Raw genomic sequence first — 15,784 nt, 5'->3', positions numbered from 1 at the left:
TACCCATTTTCCCTAAGGGAACTGCCGTGTTAAACCGTTATCCTTTGTGGAAGTACGTCATGCTGGTCGTCGTCATTGTCGTCGGCTTAGTGTATGCGCTTCCCAACCTGTATGGTGAGGATCCGGCCGTTCAAATCACTGGCGCGCGCGGCGTCGCCGCCAGTGAGCAAACGCTGATCCAGGTCCAGAAAACACTACAAGAAGAAAAAATTACCGCGAAGTCTGTGGCACTGGAAGAGGGCGCAATTCTTGCGCGCTTCGACACCACTGATATCCAGCTGCGCGCGCGCGAAGCGCTGATGGGCGTGCTGGGTGACAAATACGTCGTGGCGCTTAACCTTGCTCCGGCAACCCCACGCTGGCTGGCGGCCCTGTATGCCGAGCCGATGAAGCTGGGTCTTGATCTGCGCGGCGGCGTGCACTTCCTGATGGAAGTCGACATGGATACCGCGCTGGGCAAACTGCAGGAACAAAATATCGACAGCCTGCGCAGCGAACTGCGTGATAAAGGCATTCCTTACGCGACCGTGCGTAAAGAAGACAACTACGGCCTGAGCATCGCTTTCCGCGACAGCGCCGCGCGCGACCAGGCTATCTCATACCTTAGCCCTCGTCACCGCGATCTGGTTATCTCCACTCAGGGCAGCACTGGCCTGAAAGCCGTGATGACCGACGACCGTCTGAAAGAAGCTCGCGAATATGCCGTTCAGCAGAACATCAATATCCTGCGTAACCGTGTAAACCAGCTGGGCGTTGCCGAACCTCTGGTTCAGCGTCAGGGCGCCGACCGTATTGTGGTTGAACTGCCGGGTATCCAGGACACCGCGCGTGCGAAAGAGATCCTCGGCGCGACCGCGACCCTGGAATTCCGTCTGGTTAACACTAACGTTGATAGCGCCGCGGCCGCCGCCGGTCGCGTTCCGGGCGACTCTGAAGTGAAATATACCCGCGAAGGCCAGCCGGTTGTGCTGTACAAGCGCGTCATCCTCACCGGTGACCACATCACCGACTCGACGTCGAGCATGGATGAGTACAACCAGGCGCAGGTTAACATCTCCCTGGATAGCGCTGGCGGCAACATCATGTCTAACTTCACCAAGGACAACATCGGTAAACCGATGGCGACCCTGTTTGTGGAGTACAAAGACAGCGGGAAGAAAGATGCCAACGGGCGCGCGATTCTGGCGAAAGAGGAAGAGGTGATTAACATCGCCAACATCCAGTCTCGTCTGGGTAACAGCTTCCGTATTACCGGCATCAGCAACCCGACCGAAGCGCGCCAGCTCTCCCTGCTGCTGCGTGCAGGCGCGCTGATTGCGCCGATTCAGATTGTTGAAGAACGGACCATCGGTCCAACCCTCGGTATGCAGAACATCAAGCAGGGCCTGGAAGCGTGTCTGGCCGGTCTGGTGGTCTCCATCCTGTTTATGATCTTCTTCTACAAGAAGTTCGGCCTGATTGCGACCTCTGCGCTGGTGGCTAACCTGGTGCTGATTGTCGGCATTATGTCCCTGATTCCGGGGGCGACGCTGACCATGCCGGGGATTGCGGGGATCGTGTTAACCCTTGCGGTGGCGGTCGATGCGAACGTTCTGATTAACGAACGTATTAAAGAAGAGCTGAGCAACGGGCGCTCCGTGCAGCAGGCGATTGACGAAGGTTATCGCGGCGCGTTCAGCTCCATCTTTGATGCCAACATTACGACGCTTATCAAAGTCATTATCCTGTACGCGGTCGGTACCGGTGCCATTAAAGGGTTTGCGATTACCACCGGTATCGGTATTGCGACCTCAATGTTTACCGCTATCGTCGGCACCCGTGCCATCGTGAACCTGCTGTACGGCGGCAAGCGCGTTAAAAAGCTGTCTATCTGAGGAGTGCGTTGTGGCACAGGAATATACTGTTGAACAATTGAACCACGGCCGTAAAGTCTGGGACTTTATGCGCTGGGACTACTGGGCTTTCGGCATTTCAGGTTTTCTGCTGATTTTGTCCATCGCTATTATTGGCGTGCGCGGGTTTAACTGGGGTCTGGATTTCACCGGCGGTACGGTGATTGAGATTACCCTCGAAAAACCTGTCGATATGGATCAGGTGCGTCAGTCGCTGCAGAAGGCGGGCTTTGAAGAGCCGCAGCTGCAAAACTTCGGCAGCAGCCGCGACATCATGGTGCGTATGCCGCCGGTGCATGACGCCAACGGCAGCCAGGAGCTGGGCAGCAAGGTCGTTAGCGTGATTAACGACTCGACCAGCCAGAACGCGACGGTCAAACGTATTGAGTTTGTGGGGCCGAGCGTTGGCGCGGACCTTGCGCAGACCGGCGCGCTGGCGCTGATAGCCGCGCTGGTATGTATCCTGATCTACGTCGGCTTCCGCTTTGAGTGGCGTCTGGCGGCAGGGGTGGTTATCGCGCTGGCGCACGACGTGGTGATCACCATGGGCGTGCTGTCGCTACTGCATATCGAGATCGACCTGACCATTGTGGCCTCGTTGATGTCGGTTATCGGCTACTCGCTGAACGACAGTATCGTGGTATCCGACCGTATTCGTGAAAACTTCCGCAAGATTCGCCGCGGTACGCCGTACGAAATCTTTAACGTGTCGTTGACGCAAACGCTGCACCGTACCTTGATCACCTCCGGGACAACCTTGATGGTTATCCTGATGCTGTACCTCTTCGGCGGTCCGATTCTGGAAGGCTTCTCGCTGACCATGCTCATCGGTGTCTCCATCGGTACGGCTTCTTCTATCTACGTCGCGTCCGCGCTGGCGCTGAAGCTGGGCATGAAGCGCGAGCACATGCTGCAGCAGAAAGTCGAGAAAGAAGGGGCGGATCAGCCGTCAATTCTGCCGTAAGGCAATCGCGTAGCGATAAAACGAATCCCGGTCGCAAGGCCGGGATTTTTTTATTACAGCCGCCCGGATTTTGGTTACTCTCCCGTATCAGCACGCAATGACATGGAGAAATGCCGATGGCTGTCGTAACGCTTTCCACCGTTCCTCAACCCCCGCTCTGGCACGATGTGCCTTCCGTTACGCTTAACGACGACACGCTGCGGCTGCGCAAGTCCAGGGTGCTGGCAAATATGCGTCAGTCCGGCGTAGACACGCTTATCGTCTATGCCGACAAAGAGCACGGCGGCAACTTTGAGTATCTCACCGGCTTTATTCCCCGTTTCGAAGAGGCGCTGCTGGTGCTGCATCGGGACGGTGAAGCGGTGCTGGTGCTGGGTAACGAGAATCTCAAGCTGGCAGGCCATGCCCGGCTGGAAAACCGTGTGATTCACGCCCCGTGGTTTTCGCTGCCCAATCAGCCGATGGAAACCGGTAAAACGCTGGCTCAGCGGCTTCAGGAGGCAGGCGTTGCGGCGGAAAACCGAATTGGCCTGGCGGGCTGGAAGCTCTTTACCGGCGCGGCGGATGACCGCGCGCAGATGTTCGATCTGCCTGCCTTTATCGTGGACGCTATTCGCCAGGCCGCCGGCCCGCAGGCAAGATTAACTAACGCCACCGGCATTTTTATCGACCCGGCAAGCGGAGCGCGAGTCACCAATAATGCCAACGAGCTGGCGCACTATGAGTACGGCGCAAATCTGGCTTCCACCGCGATTCTCACCGCGCTTAACGCCGTTGCGCCGGGTAAAACGGAAAAGCAAATCGGCGCGCTGCTGGCGGCGGAAGGGCAGCCTAATAGCGTGGTGATGATTGCCGCTACCGGCGAGCGCTTCGCCTGGGCGAATCTTTATCCGGGCGATAAGGTGATTCAGCGCGGAGATAAATTCTCGCTGACCACCGGCTTCAAAGGCGGCCTGAGCAGCCGCGCCGCCTACGTGGTGGCCGATGAGAGCGAACTGGCGCCCGAGGTGGCTGATTATCTCGAGGTCGTGGCGAAGCCCTATTTCAACGCGGTGGTGAACTGGCTGGAAAATCTGCGCATCGGCATGCGCGGCGGTGATATGTATGCGCTGATAGAGCAGGCGTTGCCGAAGGCGGAATATCACTGGCACCTGAATCCGGGGCATCTGGTCGCGGATGAGGAGTGGCTCTGTTCGCCCATTGGCCCCCATTCAACCGCCTGCCTGCAAAGCGGGATGATACTGCAAATCGACATCATTCCTTCCCGCCCGGGCTACGGCGGCGCAAGCATTGAAGATACCGTGGCGCTTGCCGATAGCGCGTTGCGTCGGGAGCTGGCGCAGCGCTATCCCGAACTCTGGCAGCGTATCGTCGCCCGGCGCTTGTATATCGGCGAGCAGCTTGGCATTGTGCTTCCTGAAGAGGTGCTGCCATTTTCCAGTACCGTGGGATACCTGCGTCCGTGGCTGCTGAGTCCCGAGCGCGCGCTGGTGTGCGCACCATACTGACACAATGCTGTCAGTAGGCCTGTCTTACACTCCTCCTGAACCCAAACAATGGACAGGAGGATGTATGAACAACGTAATTAACTGGTTTGAGATCCCGGTTGCGGAGATGGATCGTGCCGTGGCGTTTTACGAGCCAGTGATGCAGGTGACGCTGCGTCGGGAAAAAATGGATTGCATCGAGATGGCCGTTTTCCCGCATGAGGATCCGGCTCCCGGCGGCGCGCTGGCAAAGTTCGATGGCGTTAAGCCCTCCGATCAGGGATGTATTATCTATCTGCATACTGACAATCTGGCGGCCACGCTCGATCGCGTCAACTCGGCGGGCGGAAGCTGCGTGTTTGGCCCCCTTGAACTGGCGGACGATATCGGCACGATTGCCCTGTTTATTGACAGTGAGGGTAATCGGATTGGCCTTCACCAACCCGCGTAAATGAGACAACAGAAATGAGCCGACGCGCCGACCGCCTTTTTCAAATCGTCCAGATCCTGCGCGGGAGGAGATTAACCACCGCCGGGCTGCTGGCCGAGCGGCTCGGCGTGTCAGAGCGCACCATCTACCGCGACATTCGCGACCTCTCGCTCTCCGGCGTCCCGGTTGAGGGGGAAGCCGGGAGCGGCTACCGGCTGCTGGCGGGCTATGACCTACCGCCGCTGATGCTGACAACCCAGGAATCGGAAGCGCTGATGGCCGCTATACGGCTGCTGCAAACCTGGGGCGGCGCCTCGCTTTCCCAGGCGCTGGAGTCGGCGCAGGAAAAAGTGCTGGCTATTTTGCCTGCCGAGAGCCGGCGCAAGGCGGAGCAGTCGCGCGTGTTCGCACCGGACTTTGGTGCGCAGGGCTATAGTAAAGATCAGTTTGATATAGTGCATCGGGCAGTCTCCGCCCAGCAGGCGCTGGGGCTGCGCTATCGCGATGAAGCGGGAAACGTGTCGCAGCGTGACGTACTGCCGCTGGGGCTTTTTTTCTGGGGCGAGCGCTGGCTGCTGGTGACCTGGTGCGAACTGCGGGAAGATTATCGCTGTTTTCGCCTTGACCGCTGCCTGGAGATTTCCGCCACCGGGCGTCATTTCAGCGAACGAGCCGATCGCTCATTGAGTGATTTCTTGCGTAAGGTGAGATGCGAAGAGCGTTAGCTTTTATGATCCCCGGCGTAGTTGCCGGGGATCATCGAGCCGATTAGAAGTTGTAGCCGACCACGAAGTAACCACCCCAGCCGGTAGAACGGACGTTAAAGTCGCCGTCGCCGAAGTTCAGCTTCGCGTCATCCGCCCACTGGCCGCCGTTGTGGAAGTAACGCGCCACGACGGAGTAGTGCCAGTGATCGTAGTTCAGCGCCAGGATATGGCTGGACGCGATGGAGTTGCTGGTGCGTGAATGCTTACCGTTCAAATCATAAGCGTTGTCATCGCCCAGATCGGAGCCCCAGTCAAAGTTGGTGAAGCCGATATAGCTCAGTGAACCGCCCCACAGGTCGGTCAGCGGCACGAAGTATTTCACTTTGAAGCGGTAGCCGTCCCACTCGTTCTCGTTTGATGCGCCATAGTTTTGCCACTGATATTTCGCATAGACGTTGAGCGAGAGGCTCATCGGCAGGCCGGTATCGATATCGGTACCCAGACCCATATACCAGGTGCTCTGACGACCGGACTTGTTGCGGCCCATGTCGTAGATATAGTTGTTAGCGAAATACCACTCTTTGAACGGGCCGAAGCTGAGGTCGGTACCGGTCAGTTTGTCGATGGAGAAGCGCGGCTCAATTTCCATAAACAGCGGGGAACCGTGGTTCCAGATACCTTTCGCGTTGGTGTTACCACCGAAGAAGACCGGCGCATCCATATAGCCATAGAAATCAAACCAGTCTTTCTTGGCGAACGCTTCATATTCCAGATAAGTATCGTTACGGATCTGCGGCCCAAAACGAGTGTGGTAGCTACCCACCACGTTTACACTCTGGTGCCACCAATCAGACAGGTATTGCGGTTTGTCGTTTTCTGCCGCGCTGGCAGAGAAAGATGCGGAGAGCGCCAGAGCTGCGCCGGCTGCCAGTAATGTTTTTTTCATAATGATGCCACTGTTTAAATTAAGCCTGAAGGCGTTAAAAGAAGCGCCGAAGCGTTTCTAAATATTTCGTATTTCTGTGGCGTCTATTATAGGAATCATTGCTCACAAAAATATGTGTTGTTTCACATAACGAACACATGCGTAATCGATTGCGTTCACGATTTTATGCATTTCTTGCGGGAATGCCACCGAAATTCATAAATTCTGGCAATTTTTAGTGAACTGAATGGAAAATCTGTAAGTGGATTAGCATGAGGGGAGGGGAGCCGGATGTTCAGGGCATCCGGCTGAGGGCGTTACGGCGTGTTTGCGGGCTGGATATCGTGGATGCGGACAAAGCCAACCTGCTCGGGCGTTACGCCATTCAGGCGTAGCGGAATATCGACGTCGCTCGGCGCCAGAACGCTTGCCGGCGCGCTAATCAGCTGATTTTGTACGTTAACCTCCTGATAGCTATCGGTGGTGCCGCTGATCTGTCCGGAAGCGACCGTCGCGCTAAAGGCCGGTAGCGGATCGTTTGATTCACCCTGGATACGCAGGGTCAGGCGGGTACCGTCGCCATCCGGCGCGATATTGAGCAGCGACATGCGCAGCGTACCAATCTGGCTTTTCAGACGGGCCGGCGTTTTCGCCTCCGGCAGCAGGTATACGCCGCTGTTTGATTTCGCGTTCAGAACGTTTTGCTGAGTAATTTTTACCGTTTGCTGATTGAGCTGGGTCATCTCTTTGCTCAGGGTGCTCACGCTCTGGTTCATCTGGCGGATTTCGCTTTGCTGCGCGCAGGCGCTGAGGGTGAAAATGCTACCCACAATGGCCAGCTTTAAATAACGTCTTGTCATAGTTGGGATTCCGTTAACAGAGGATGCTTAATGGTAGACCGATCGGATAATCGCACTATAGATCCTTTGTCTCAAAAGCTCTTTCTTTGTTGTCGGGTCACTTCGCGGTAAACTACCCGTTAGTTTAACTACATGTCAGGACGCGCCATGCATTGCCCTTTCTGTTTCGCCGTAGATACCAAAGTTATCGACTCTCGTCTGGTGGGCGAGGGCTCTTCCGTGCGTCGTCGTCGTCAGTGTCTGGTCTGTAATGAACGTTTTACGACGTTTGAAGTGGCGGAACTGGTGATGCCGCGAGTCGTAAAAAGCAACGACGTGCGCGAGCCTTTTAATGAGGACAAACTGCGCAGCGGTATGCTGAAAGCGCTGGAGAAGCGCCCGGTCAGCTCAGACGATGTCGAAATGGCGGTTAACCATATAAAAACCCACCTGCGCGGGACCGGCGAGCGGGAAGTGCCGAGCAAAATGATCGGCAACCTGGTGATGGAACAGCTGAAAAAGCTCGATAAAGTCGCCTACATCCGCTTTGCTTCCGTCTATCGCAGCTTCGAAGATATCAAAGAGTTTGGCGAAGAGATCGCCCGCTTACAGGACTGAGCCCATGCAGGATGAAATATACATGGCGCGAGCGCTGAAGCTGGCCGCGCGCGGACGCTTCACCACGCACCCAAACCCGAATGTCGGCTGCGTGATCGTTAAAGATGGCCAGATCGTCGGCGAAGGTTTTCACTATCGCGCCGGTGAACCGCACGCGGAAGTGCACGCGCTGCGCATGGCGGGCGAAAAAGCGAAAGGCGCGACGGCGTACGTCACGCTGGAGCCCTGTAGCCATCACGGGCGCACGCCGCCGTGCTGCGAGGCGCTGATTGCCGCAGGGGTGACCCGCGTGGTTGCGGCGATGCAGGATCCGAACCCGCAGGTCGCGGGTCGCGGTTTGTACCGTTTGCAGCAGGAAGGGGTCGACGTCAGTCACGGGCTGATGATGAACGAAGCCGAGGCGCTGAATAAAGGTTTTCTTAAGCGGATGCGCACCGGTTTTCCCTGGATTCAGTTAAAAATGGGCGCATCGCTGGATGGGCGCACGGCGATGGCCAGCGGAGAGAGCCAGTGGATCACCTCACCGCAGGCGCGGCGCGATGTGCAGCGCCTGCGTGCGCAAAGCCACGCCATCCTGACCAGCAGCGCGACGGTGCTGGCGGATGACCCGGCGCTAACCGTACGCTGGGACGAGCTCAACGCCGACACCCAGGCGCTGTATCCGCAGGAAAACCTGCGCCAGCCTTTGCGTATCGTTATCGATAGTCAGAATCGCGTCACGCCGCAGCATCGTATCGTGGAGCAGGCGGGTGAAACGCTGTTTGCCCGTACCCGTGAAGATGAACGCCAGTGGCCGGAGAACGTACGCACGCTGCTGGTGCCGGAGCATAACGGTCGCCTGGATCTGGTGGTCCTGATGATGCTGCTGGGCAAACAGCAAATTAACTCGATCTGGGTGGAAGCAGGCCCCACCCTTGCCGGCGCGCTGCTGGAGGCCGGGCTGGTGGACGAGCTTATCGTCTATATTGCGCCTAAACTGTTAGGCAGCGATGCGCGCGGATTATGTGTACTGCCGGGGCTTGAGAAACTTGAGCAAGCACCCCATTTCAAATTCAATGAGATACGTCATGTAGGCCCGGATATTTGCCTGCATTTAGTGAACGCTTGATTTCCCCGGACAAAAGGGAAAGCAGTGCGCCGATTATTATGATAGAATCCGCCCCCCTTGCGGGGCCAAATGAACTGAACCCGAAGGAAGAGTATGAACATTATTGAAGCTAACGTTGCTACCCCGGACGCTCGCGTCGCCATCACCATCGCGCGTTTCAACAACTTTATCAACGACAGCCTGCTGGATGGCGCGATTGACGCCCTGAAGCGTATTGGCCAGGTCAAAGATGAAAACATTACCGTGGTTTGGGTTCCAGGCGCGTATGAGCTGCCGCTGGCGGCTGACGCACTGGCGAAAACCGGTAAGTATGACGCAGTGATCGCGCTGGGTACCGTTATCCGTGGCGGCACCGCGCACTTTGAATATGTGGCTGGCGGTGCAAGCAATGGCCTGGCGCACGTCGCTCAGGACAGCGGAATCCCGGTAGCCTTCGGTGTTCTGACCACAGAAAGTATTGAACAAGCCATCGAACGCGCTGGCACCAAAGCCGGTAACAAAGGCGCTGAAGCCGCGTTGACCGCGCTGGAAATGATTAACGTATTGAAAGCCATCAAGGCCTGATTTTTGTAAGGGGAATTCCGTGAAACCTGCTGCTCGTCGCCGCGCCCGTGAGTGTGCTGTCCAGGCGCTTTACTCCTGGCAGTTGTCCAAAAACGACATCGCTGATGTCGAATACCAGTTCCTGGCGGAACAGGATGTGAAAGATGTAGACGTTCTGTATTTCCGCGAACTGCTGTCCGGAGTGGCGACTAACAGCGCGTATCTCGACGGCCTGATGAAGCCGTATCTTTCTCGTCTGCTGGACGAGCTGGGTCAGGTGGAAAAAGCGGTGCTGCGTATCGCACTGTTTGAGCTGTCAAAGCGTAGCGATGTACCGTACAAAGTTGCGATTAACGAAGCCATCGAACTGGCGAAAACCTTTGGCGCTGAAGATAGCCATAAGTTTGTCAACGGCGTGCTGGACAAAGCTGCCCCGGTAATTCGTCCCAACAAAAAGTAAATTCCAGGGCCGGTTTTTGCAGAGTCTCACTTCTGCAAACCGGCCTTATTCTTTTCTTTTTCTGAGGCATAACGTATGGCATGCGGCGAATTTTCCCTGATTGCCCGTTATTTTGATCGCGTAAAAAGCGCACGTCTTGATGTTGAAACCGGCATTGGCGACGACTGCGCGCTCCTGAACATCCCCGAGAAAAAAACGCTGGCAATCAGCACCGACACCCTGGTGGCGGGAAACCATTTTTTACCCGATATTGACCCTGCCGACCTCGCCTATAAAGCGCTGGCGGTCAACCTGAGCGACCTGGCGGCAATGGGCGCTGAACCGGCGTGGCTAACCCTGGCCCTGACCCTGCCGGAAGCGGACGAAGCCTGGCTTGAGGCCTTTAGCGACAGCCTGTTCGTGCAGCTTAATTATTACGATATGCAGCTCATTGGCGGCGATACCACGCGCGGACCGCTGTCGATGACGCTGGGTATTCACGGCTATGTGCCGACGGGACGCGCTTTGAAGCGCTCCGGGGCAAAGCATGGCGACTGGATTTACGTCACCGGCACGCCGGGAGACAGCGCAGCGGGTCTGGCGATTTTGCAGGATCGGCTGCAGGTTGAAGATGACGCCGACGCGGATTATCTCCTGGCGCGCCATCTGCGTCCGCTGCCGCGGGTTCTGCAGGGGCAGGCGCTGCGCGATTTGGCGAACGCCGCCATCGATCTCTCCGACGGCCTGATTTCTGACCTGGGGCATATTCTCAAGGCCAGCGGCTGCGGCGCGCGCGTCGATCTTGATGCGATGCCGTTCTCGGATGCGATGCTGCGCCAGGTTGAGCCTGAGCAAGCGCTGCGCTGGGCGCTCTCCGGCGGTGAAGATTACGAGCTGTGCTTTACCGTACCTGAACTCAATCGCGGGGCGCTGGACGTGGCCCTTGCCAACCTCGGCGCGCGTTTTACCTGCATTGGGCAGATCCTGCCGGAATCGGAAGGTCTGCAGTTCACACGCGAAGGTAAGCCCGTCACGTTCGATTTTAAGGGATACGATCATTTTGGCGCGTAGTAGAGATGTGGCGAAAAGCCGCCTGAAGATGAGCAACCCCTGGCATCTGCTGGCAACGGGATTTGGCAGCGGCCTTAGCCCCGTGGTTCCCGGCACCATGGGATCGCTGGCGTCGATCCCCTTCTGGTATTTGCTGACCTTACTCCCCTGGCAGCTCTATTCGCTGGCGGTGATGATGAGCATCTGCATTGGCGTCTATATTTGCCACCGTACGGCGAAAGATATGGGTACCCACGATCATGGCAGCATTGTCTGGGATGAGTTTGTCGGGATGTGGATCACCCTGATGGCTCTACCGACGATGGACTGGCAGTGGGTCGCCGCTGGATTTGTGATTTTCCGCCTCTTTGATATGTGGAAGCCGTGGCCCATCCGCTGGTTCGACCGCAATATCCACGGCGGGATGGGGATCATGGTGGACGATATTGTCGCCGGGGTGATTTCCGCCGGGGTGCTGTACGTGATTGGCCACCACTGGCCGATTGGTCTTTTTTAAACCAGTCTGGCCCGGCTGGCCTGGCGCCTCTGGGAAATTGAGCAGGCAGGCTTTTCCCGGAGGCGGTGGTGAACTCGTCGTCCGCAGATGCTGGTGAACCTGTAGCCCGGCTAAGCGCAGCGCGAGCCGGGAATCGGCAGGGAACCGCGCGTTACTTGAACCCCACAATCGGGTGCGGTTTATACGGCGTCTCCAGCTTTTCTATCTGATCCGGCGTCAGCGTTAAATCGACCGCATGCAGCAGCTCATCCAGCTGCTCCTGCCTTGAGGCGCCGATAATCGGCGCGGCCACGCCCGGCTTGCTCAATAGCCAGGCCAGAGCCACCTGCGCGCGGTTGGCGTCAAGCTCTTCCGCGACTTCGGCCAGGTTTGTCGCAATCAGTTCATCATTCTCATCAGTGGCATTGTAAAGCGCCTTACCGACTTCATCGGATACCAGACGGGCGGTGGTTTCCCCCCACGGACGGGTCAGGCGACCGCGCGCCAGCGGACTCCACGGCATCACCGCGACGCCTTCACGGCTGCACAGCGGCAGCATTTCGTTTTCTTCTTCACGATAAATCAGATTGTAGTGATCCTGCATGGTGACGAAGCGGGCCCAGTTATTCTGCCGCTGTAGCGCTAACGCCTGGGCAAACTGACGGGCATGCATTGAGGATGCGCCGATATAGCGGGCTTTACCCGCCTTGACGACGTCGTTTAGCGCTTCGAGAGTTTCTTCAATGGGCGTGGTGTAATCCCAGCGATGGATTTGCAGCAAATCGACATACTCCATGCCGAGGCGGCGCAGGCTGTCGTCAATGGAGCGCAGGATCTGCGCGCGCGACAGTCCCTGCGGCAGATCGCCCACCTGATGGTAAACCTTGGTGGCGACGATCACGGAATCGCGACGAGCATACTCACGCAGCGCGCGCCCGAGGATCTCTTCGCTGCTGCCGTCAGAGTAGTTATTCGAGGTGTCGAAGAAGTTAATGCCGCCCTCGAGGGCGTATTTTATCAGCGGGCGGCTGCTCTCTTCCGGTAAGGTCCATGCATGGTTACCGCGGTCCGGTTCGCCAAAGGTCATACAGCCGAGGCAGAGTCGGGAAACGCGGAGATCGGTATCGCCAAGAGGGATATAGTGCATAGTGCGCTCCTGCTACGGGTAAAGGGTATCCTTTAAGCATAGCAGGAGCGGTGGCGGCAATTATGCCAGCCAGGCGTGGATTTTGGCTTCTATTCCGGCGGCGTCCAGGCCGAGGTCGGCGTGCGCTTCTTCCTGGGTTCCCTGCGGGATAAAGAAATCAGGCAGGCCGAGATTGAGCACAGGAATCGCGCGGCGGCGGGACATCAGCAGCTCATTCACGCCGCTGCCCGCACCGCCCATAATGGCATTCTCTTCCAGGGTGACCAGCACTTCGTGTTCTGCGGCCAGCTGTAGCACCAGCGCTTCATCCAGCGGTTTGGCAAAGCGCATATCCACCAGGGTGGCGTTAAGCTTTTCCGCGACTTTTGCCGCCTGCGGCAGCAGCGTGCCGAAGTTCAGAATCGCGATTTTTTCACCTTCGCGTTTCACTACGCCTTTCCCGATAGGCAGCGAGGCTAGCGGTTCAAAGGCCGCGCCGGTACCGGAGCCGCGCGGATAGCGCACCGCGCTCGGGCCGTCGTTGTAGTGATAACCGGTATACAGCATCTGGCGGCACTCGTTCTCATCGCTGGGGGTCATGATGACCATGTCAGGAATGCAGCGCAGGAAGGAGATATCAAACGCGCCCTGATGGGTTTGCCCATCGGCGCCGACGATACCCGCACGGTCGATAGCGAACAGCACCGGCAGCTTCTGGATGGCGACATCGTGAATCACCTGATCGTAGGCGCGCTGCAGGAAGGTGGAGTAGATCGCCACCACCGGCTTATAGCCGCCGATCGCCAGGCCGGCGGCAAAGGTCACCGCGTGCTGCTCGGCAATGGCCACGTCGAAATACTGGTCGGGGTATTTTTTCGAGAACTCGACCATCCCGGAACCTTCGCGCATCGCTGGCGTGACGGCCATCAGCTTGTCATCTTTCGCGGCGGTTTCGCACAGCCAGTCGCCAAAGATTTTCGAGTAAGAGGGCAGGCCGCCGCTGCTTTTCGGCAGCACGCCGCTGGTGTGATCGAATTTTGGCACCGCGTGGAAGGTGATCGGGTCTTTTTCGGCGGGCTCATAGCCGCGGCCTTTTTTGGTCATAATATGCAGGAACTGCGGCCCTTTCAGGTCGCGCATATTCTTCAGCGTATTTACCAGACCGATAACATCATGACCGTCCACCGGCCCAATGTAGTTAAAGCCCAGCTCTTCAAACAGGGTCCCCGGAACCACCATCCCTTTGATATGTTCCTCGGTGCGTTTGAGCAGCTCTTTAATCGGCGGCACGCCAGAGAAGACCTTTTTGCCGCCTTCGCGCAGCGTGGAGTAGAGTTTGCCGGAGAGCAGCTGCGCCAGATGATTGTTTAGCGCACCGACGTTCTCGGAGATCGACATTTCGTTGTCGTTGAGCACCACCAGCAGATCGGGTTTGATATCGCCAGCGTGGTTCATCGCTTCAAACGCCATCCCGGCGGTTATCGCCCCGTCGCCGATTACGCAAACCGCGCGGCGCTGCTTATCCTCTTTGGCTGCGGCGATAGCTATGCCGATTCCGGCAGAGATGGAGGTCGACGAGTGGCCGACGCTCAGGACGTCATACTCGCTTTCTCCGCGCCACGGGAAGGGGTGCAGCCCGCCTTTCTGGCGGATGGTGCCGATCCGATCGCGGCGTCCGGTCAGAATTTTATGCGGGTAAGCCTGGTGGCCGACGTCCCAGATTAGGCGATCGAAAGGCGTGTTGTAGACGTAGTGCAGCGCCACGGTTAGTTCTACCGTACCGAGCCCGGAGGCAAAGTGTCCGCTAGAGCGGCTGACGCTGTCCAGCAGATAACGCCGCAGTTCGTCGCACAGTTTCGGCAGGCTATCTTTCGGCAACAAACGCAACTCCTGGGTGGAATCCACCAGCGCCAGGGTCGGGTATTTGGCAATATCAAAACTCATCAGAGACTCATTTATTGTTTATTTATCACGCTGAATTATGTAATTCGCGAGCGCTTCCAGTGCCGTGGTATCCAGAGATTGCGCGGCCAGCTCAGTTAACGACCGGCGGGCGTCGGTAATCAGGTCAAAGGCCTTTTTCCGGGCTTGCTCGAGTCCCAAAAGGGCGGGGTAGGTACTTTTGCCCAGCTGCTGGTCGGCTCCCTGACGTTTGCCAAGTGTGGCAGTATCCCCTACCACGTCGAGAATGTCATCCTGGACCTGGAAGGCGAGACCGATGTTCTCGGCGTAGCGATCGAGAGCGGGTAGCGCCCTGCGTCCGGCTTCACCTGCGCTCAGCGCGCCCATTCGTACCGCGGCGCGAATCAACGCGCCGGTCTTATGGCGGTGAATTCGCTCCAGCGACGTCAGATCAACCTGATGGCCTTCCGCTTCCAGATCCAGCGCCTGACCGCCGCACATACCCGCGATGCCGCTGGCCTGGGCCAGCTCAGAAATCATCGCCAGGCGATCGCGATCCGGCACTTCCGGCATCGGCGCATCACTCAGTATAGAAAACGCCAGCGTTTGTAGGGCGTCTCCGGCAAGAATTGCGTTCGCTTCGCCGAATTTTATATGGCAGGTCGGCTGGCCGCGGCGTAAATCGTCATCGTCCATCGCCGGGAGATCATCGTGCATCAGCGAATAGGCATGGATGCATTCGACGGCGGCGGCAGGGGCATCCAGCGTAGCGCGGCTAACGCCAAACATATCGCCGGTCGCGTAAACCAGGAACGGGCGCAGGCGTTTGCCGCCTAATAGTGCGCCATACTGCATGGCTTCGACCAGCGGAGTGTTCTGAAAGGGCTGCGGAGCGATAAAACGGCGCAGCGCTTCGTTAGCCTGCTCGACGCACGCCTGTAGCTGTTGCGGGAAGTCCATTTATTCAGCGTCCGGCGTAAAAGGGGTAAGCGGCGCGTCTTCGCTATCCGCCAGCAGAATTTGTACGCGCTGTTCGGCCTGCTGCAGCTTTGCCTGCCCCTGGCGCGCCAGCTGGATCCCGCGCTCGAATTCGCCGAGCGCTTCTTCTAACGGCAGCGAGCCGCTTTCCAGACGATTAACAATTTGCTCCAGCTCGCCCAGGGCGGTTTCAAAGCTGGCCGGGGCCTCATTTTTCTTTGGCATAGTGAATATAGACTCTTGTAATGTCTCGATGGCTATCAATATGGTAACGAAGTCG

The 15,784-nt window shown here is 57.6% G+C and carries 17 protein-coding genes; 11 read left to right on the top strand and 6 right to left on the bottom strand.

Features of this window, described 5'->3' with window-relative positions; translation table 11 throughout:
- Positions 1–26 precede the first annotated feature (26 nt).
- The 5 genes from secD (at position 27) to ABLU87_RS28555 (ending at position 5,498) form a co-directional block, all read left to right on the top strand.
- The gene (secD, locus tag ABLU87_RS28575) at positions 27–1,874 is read left to right on the top strand and encodes a protein translocase subunit SecD (protein ID WP_071957337.1); all 1,848 of its coding nucleotides are present in this window, start codon (positions 27–29) and stop codon (positions 1,872–1,874) included.
- A 10-nt stretch (positions 1,875–1,884) separates the two neighbouring features.
- Positions 1,885–2,856 (top strand): protein translocase subunit SecF, encoded by a 972-nt coding sequence (gene secF, locus ABLU87_RS28570; protein WP_004848195.1) that lies wholly within the window; start codon positions 1,885–1,887, stop codon positions 2,854–2,856.
- Positions 2,857–2,972: 116 nt separating this feature from the next.
- Positions 2,973–4,364, top strand: coding sequence for a M24 family metallopeptidase (locus tag ABLU87_RS28565; RefSeq protein WP_048261401.1), 1,392 nt, complete (start codon positions 2,973–2,975; stop codon positions 4,362–4,364).
- A gap of 64 nt (positions 4,365–4,428) precedes the next feature.
- Positions 4,429–4,794 (top strand): VOC family protein, encoded by a 366-nt coding sequence (locus ABLU87_RS28560; protein ID WP_014228160.1) that lies wholly within the window; start codon positions 4,429–4,431, stop codon positions 4,792–4,794.
- Between the two features lie 14 nt (positions 4,795–4,808).
- Positions 4,809–5,498, top strand: a complete 690-nt coding sequence (locus ABLU87_RS28555; RefSeq protein ID WP_014228161.1) for a YafY family protein — start codon at positions 4,809–4,811, stop codon at positions 5,496–5,498.
- A gap of 43 nt (positions 5,499–5,541) precedes the next feature.
- Here ABLU87_RS28555 and ABLU87_RS28550 read toward each other — a convergent pair whose 3' ends face one another.
- Both ABLU87_RS28550 and ABLU87_RS28545 read right to left on the bottom strand, forming a co-directional pair.
- A complete protein-coding gene (locus tag ABLU87_RS28550) occupies positions 5,542–6,426 on the bottom strand; it encodes a nucleoside-specific channel-forming protein Tsx (RefSeq protein ID WP_004848202.1) in 885 nt (294 codons plus the stop codon).
- A 296-nt stretch (positions 6,427–6,722) separates the two neighbouring features.
- A complete protein-coding gene (locus tag ABLU87_RS28545) occupies positions 6,723–7,265 on the bottom strand; it encodes a DUF3251 domain-containing protein (protein ID WP_032748221.1) in 543 nt (180 codons plus the stop codon).
- A gap of 147 nt (positions 7,266–7,412) precedes the next feature.
- Here ABLU87_RS28545 and nrdR point away from each other — a divergent pair, with 147 nt between their 5' ends.
- From nrdR to pgpA, 6 genes are all read left to right on the top strand, one after another.
- Positions 7,413–7,862, top strand: coding sequence for a transcriptional regulator NrdR (nrdR, locus tag ABLU87_RS28540; protein WP_014228162.1), 450 nt, complete (start codon positions 7,413–7,415; stop codon positions 7,860–7,862).
- A gap of 4 nt (positions 7,863–7,866) precedes the next feature.
- Positions 7,867–8,970, top strand: coding sequence for a bifunctional diaminohydroxyphosphoribosylaminopyrimidine deaminase/5-amino-6-(5-phosphoribosylamino)uracil reductase RibD (gene ribD, locus ABLU87_RS28535; protein ID WP_057173895.1), 1,104 nt, complete (start codon positions 7,867–7,869; stop codon positions 8,968–8,970).
- A 93-nt stretch (positions 8,971–9,063) separates the two neighbouring features.
- Complete coding sequence (gene ribE, locus ABLU87_RS28530; RefSeq protein WP_004129690.1) at positions 9,064–9,534, top strand: 6,7-dimethyl-8-ribityllumazine synthase; 471 nt, start codon at positions 9,064–9,066, stop codon at positions 9,532–9,534.
- Positions 9,535–9,553: 19 nt separating this feature from the next.
- The gene (gene nusB / locus ABLU87_RS28525; RefSeq protein ID WP_004099457.1) at positions 9,554–9,973 is read left to right on the top strand and encodes a transcription antitermination factor NusB; all 420 of its coding nucleotides are present in this window, start codon (positions 9,554–9,556) and stop codon (positions 9,971–9,973) included.
- 75 nt (positions 9,974–10,048) lie between these two features.
- A complete protein-coding gene (thiL, locus tag ABLU87_RS28520; RefSeq protein WP_014228164.1) occupies positions 10,049–11,023 on the top strand; it encodes a thiamine-phosphate kinase in 975 nt (324 codons plus the stop codon).
- Positions 11,013–11,519, top strand: a complete 507-nt coding sequence (gene pgpA, locus ABLU87_RS28515) for a phosphatidylglycerophosphatase A (protein ID WP_004133926.1) — start codon at positions 11,013–11,015, stop codon at positions 11,517–11,519. The genes thiL and pgpA overlap by 11 nt, the downstream gene beginning before the upstream one ends.
- Positions 11,520–11,670: 151 nt before the next feature.
- On the opposite strand, the gene ABLU87_RS28510 is transcribed toward pgpA, so the two are convergent.
- Genes ABLU87_RS28510 through xseB form a run of 4 tightly spaced genes read right to left on the bottom strand, consistent with a single transcriptional unit; the run spans position 11,671 to position 15,729 of the window.
- The gene (locus ABLU87_RS28510; protein ID WP_014228165.1) at positions 11,671–12,645 is read right to left on the bottom strand and encodes an aldo/keto reductase; all 975 of its coding nucleotides are present in this window, start codon (positions 12,643–12,645) and stop codon (positions 11,671–11,673) included.
- A 60-nt stretch (positions 12,646–12,705) separates the two neighbouring features.
- Positions 12,706–14,568, bottom strand: a complete 1,863-nt coding sequence (dxs, locus tag ABLU87_RS28505; RefSeq protein ID WP_025107179.1) for a 1-deoxy-D-xylulose-5-phosphate synthase — start codon at positions 14,566–14,568, stop codon at positions 12,706–12,708.
- Between the two features lie 18 nt (positions 14,569–14,586).
- The gene (gene ispA / locus ABLU87_RS28500) at positions 14,587–15,486 is read right to left on the bottom strand and encodes a (2E,6E)-farnesyl diphosphate synthase (RefSeq protein WP_004848218.1); all 900 of its coding nucleotides are present in this window, start codon (positions 15,484–15,486) and stop codon (positions 14,587–14,589) included.
- Positions 15,487–15,729, bottom strand: a complete 243-nt coding sequence (gene xseB / locus ABLU87_RS28495; protein WP_004099468.1) for an exodeoxyribonuclease VII small subunit — start codon at positions 15,727–15,729, stop codon at positions 15,487–15,489. It lies immediately after the preceding gene.
- Positions 15,730–15,784: the final 55 nt, after the last annotated feature.

The sequence above is a fragment of the Klebsiella sp. CB_Kp196 genome (genome assembly GCF_040061575.1).
GTDB classification, from domain to species: domain Bacteria; phylum Pseudomonadota; class Gammaproteobacteria; order Enterobacterales; family Enterobacteriaceae; genus Klebsiella; species Klebsiella michiganensis.
The sequence above is the reverse complement of the archived record's forward strand: the minus strand, read 5'-3'. Positions and strand labels throughout refer to the sequence as shown.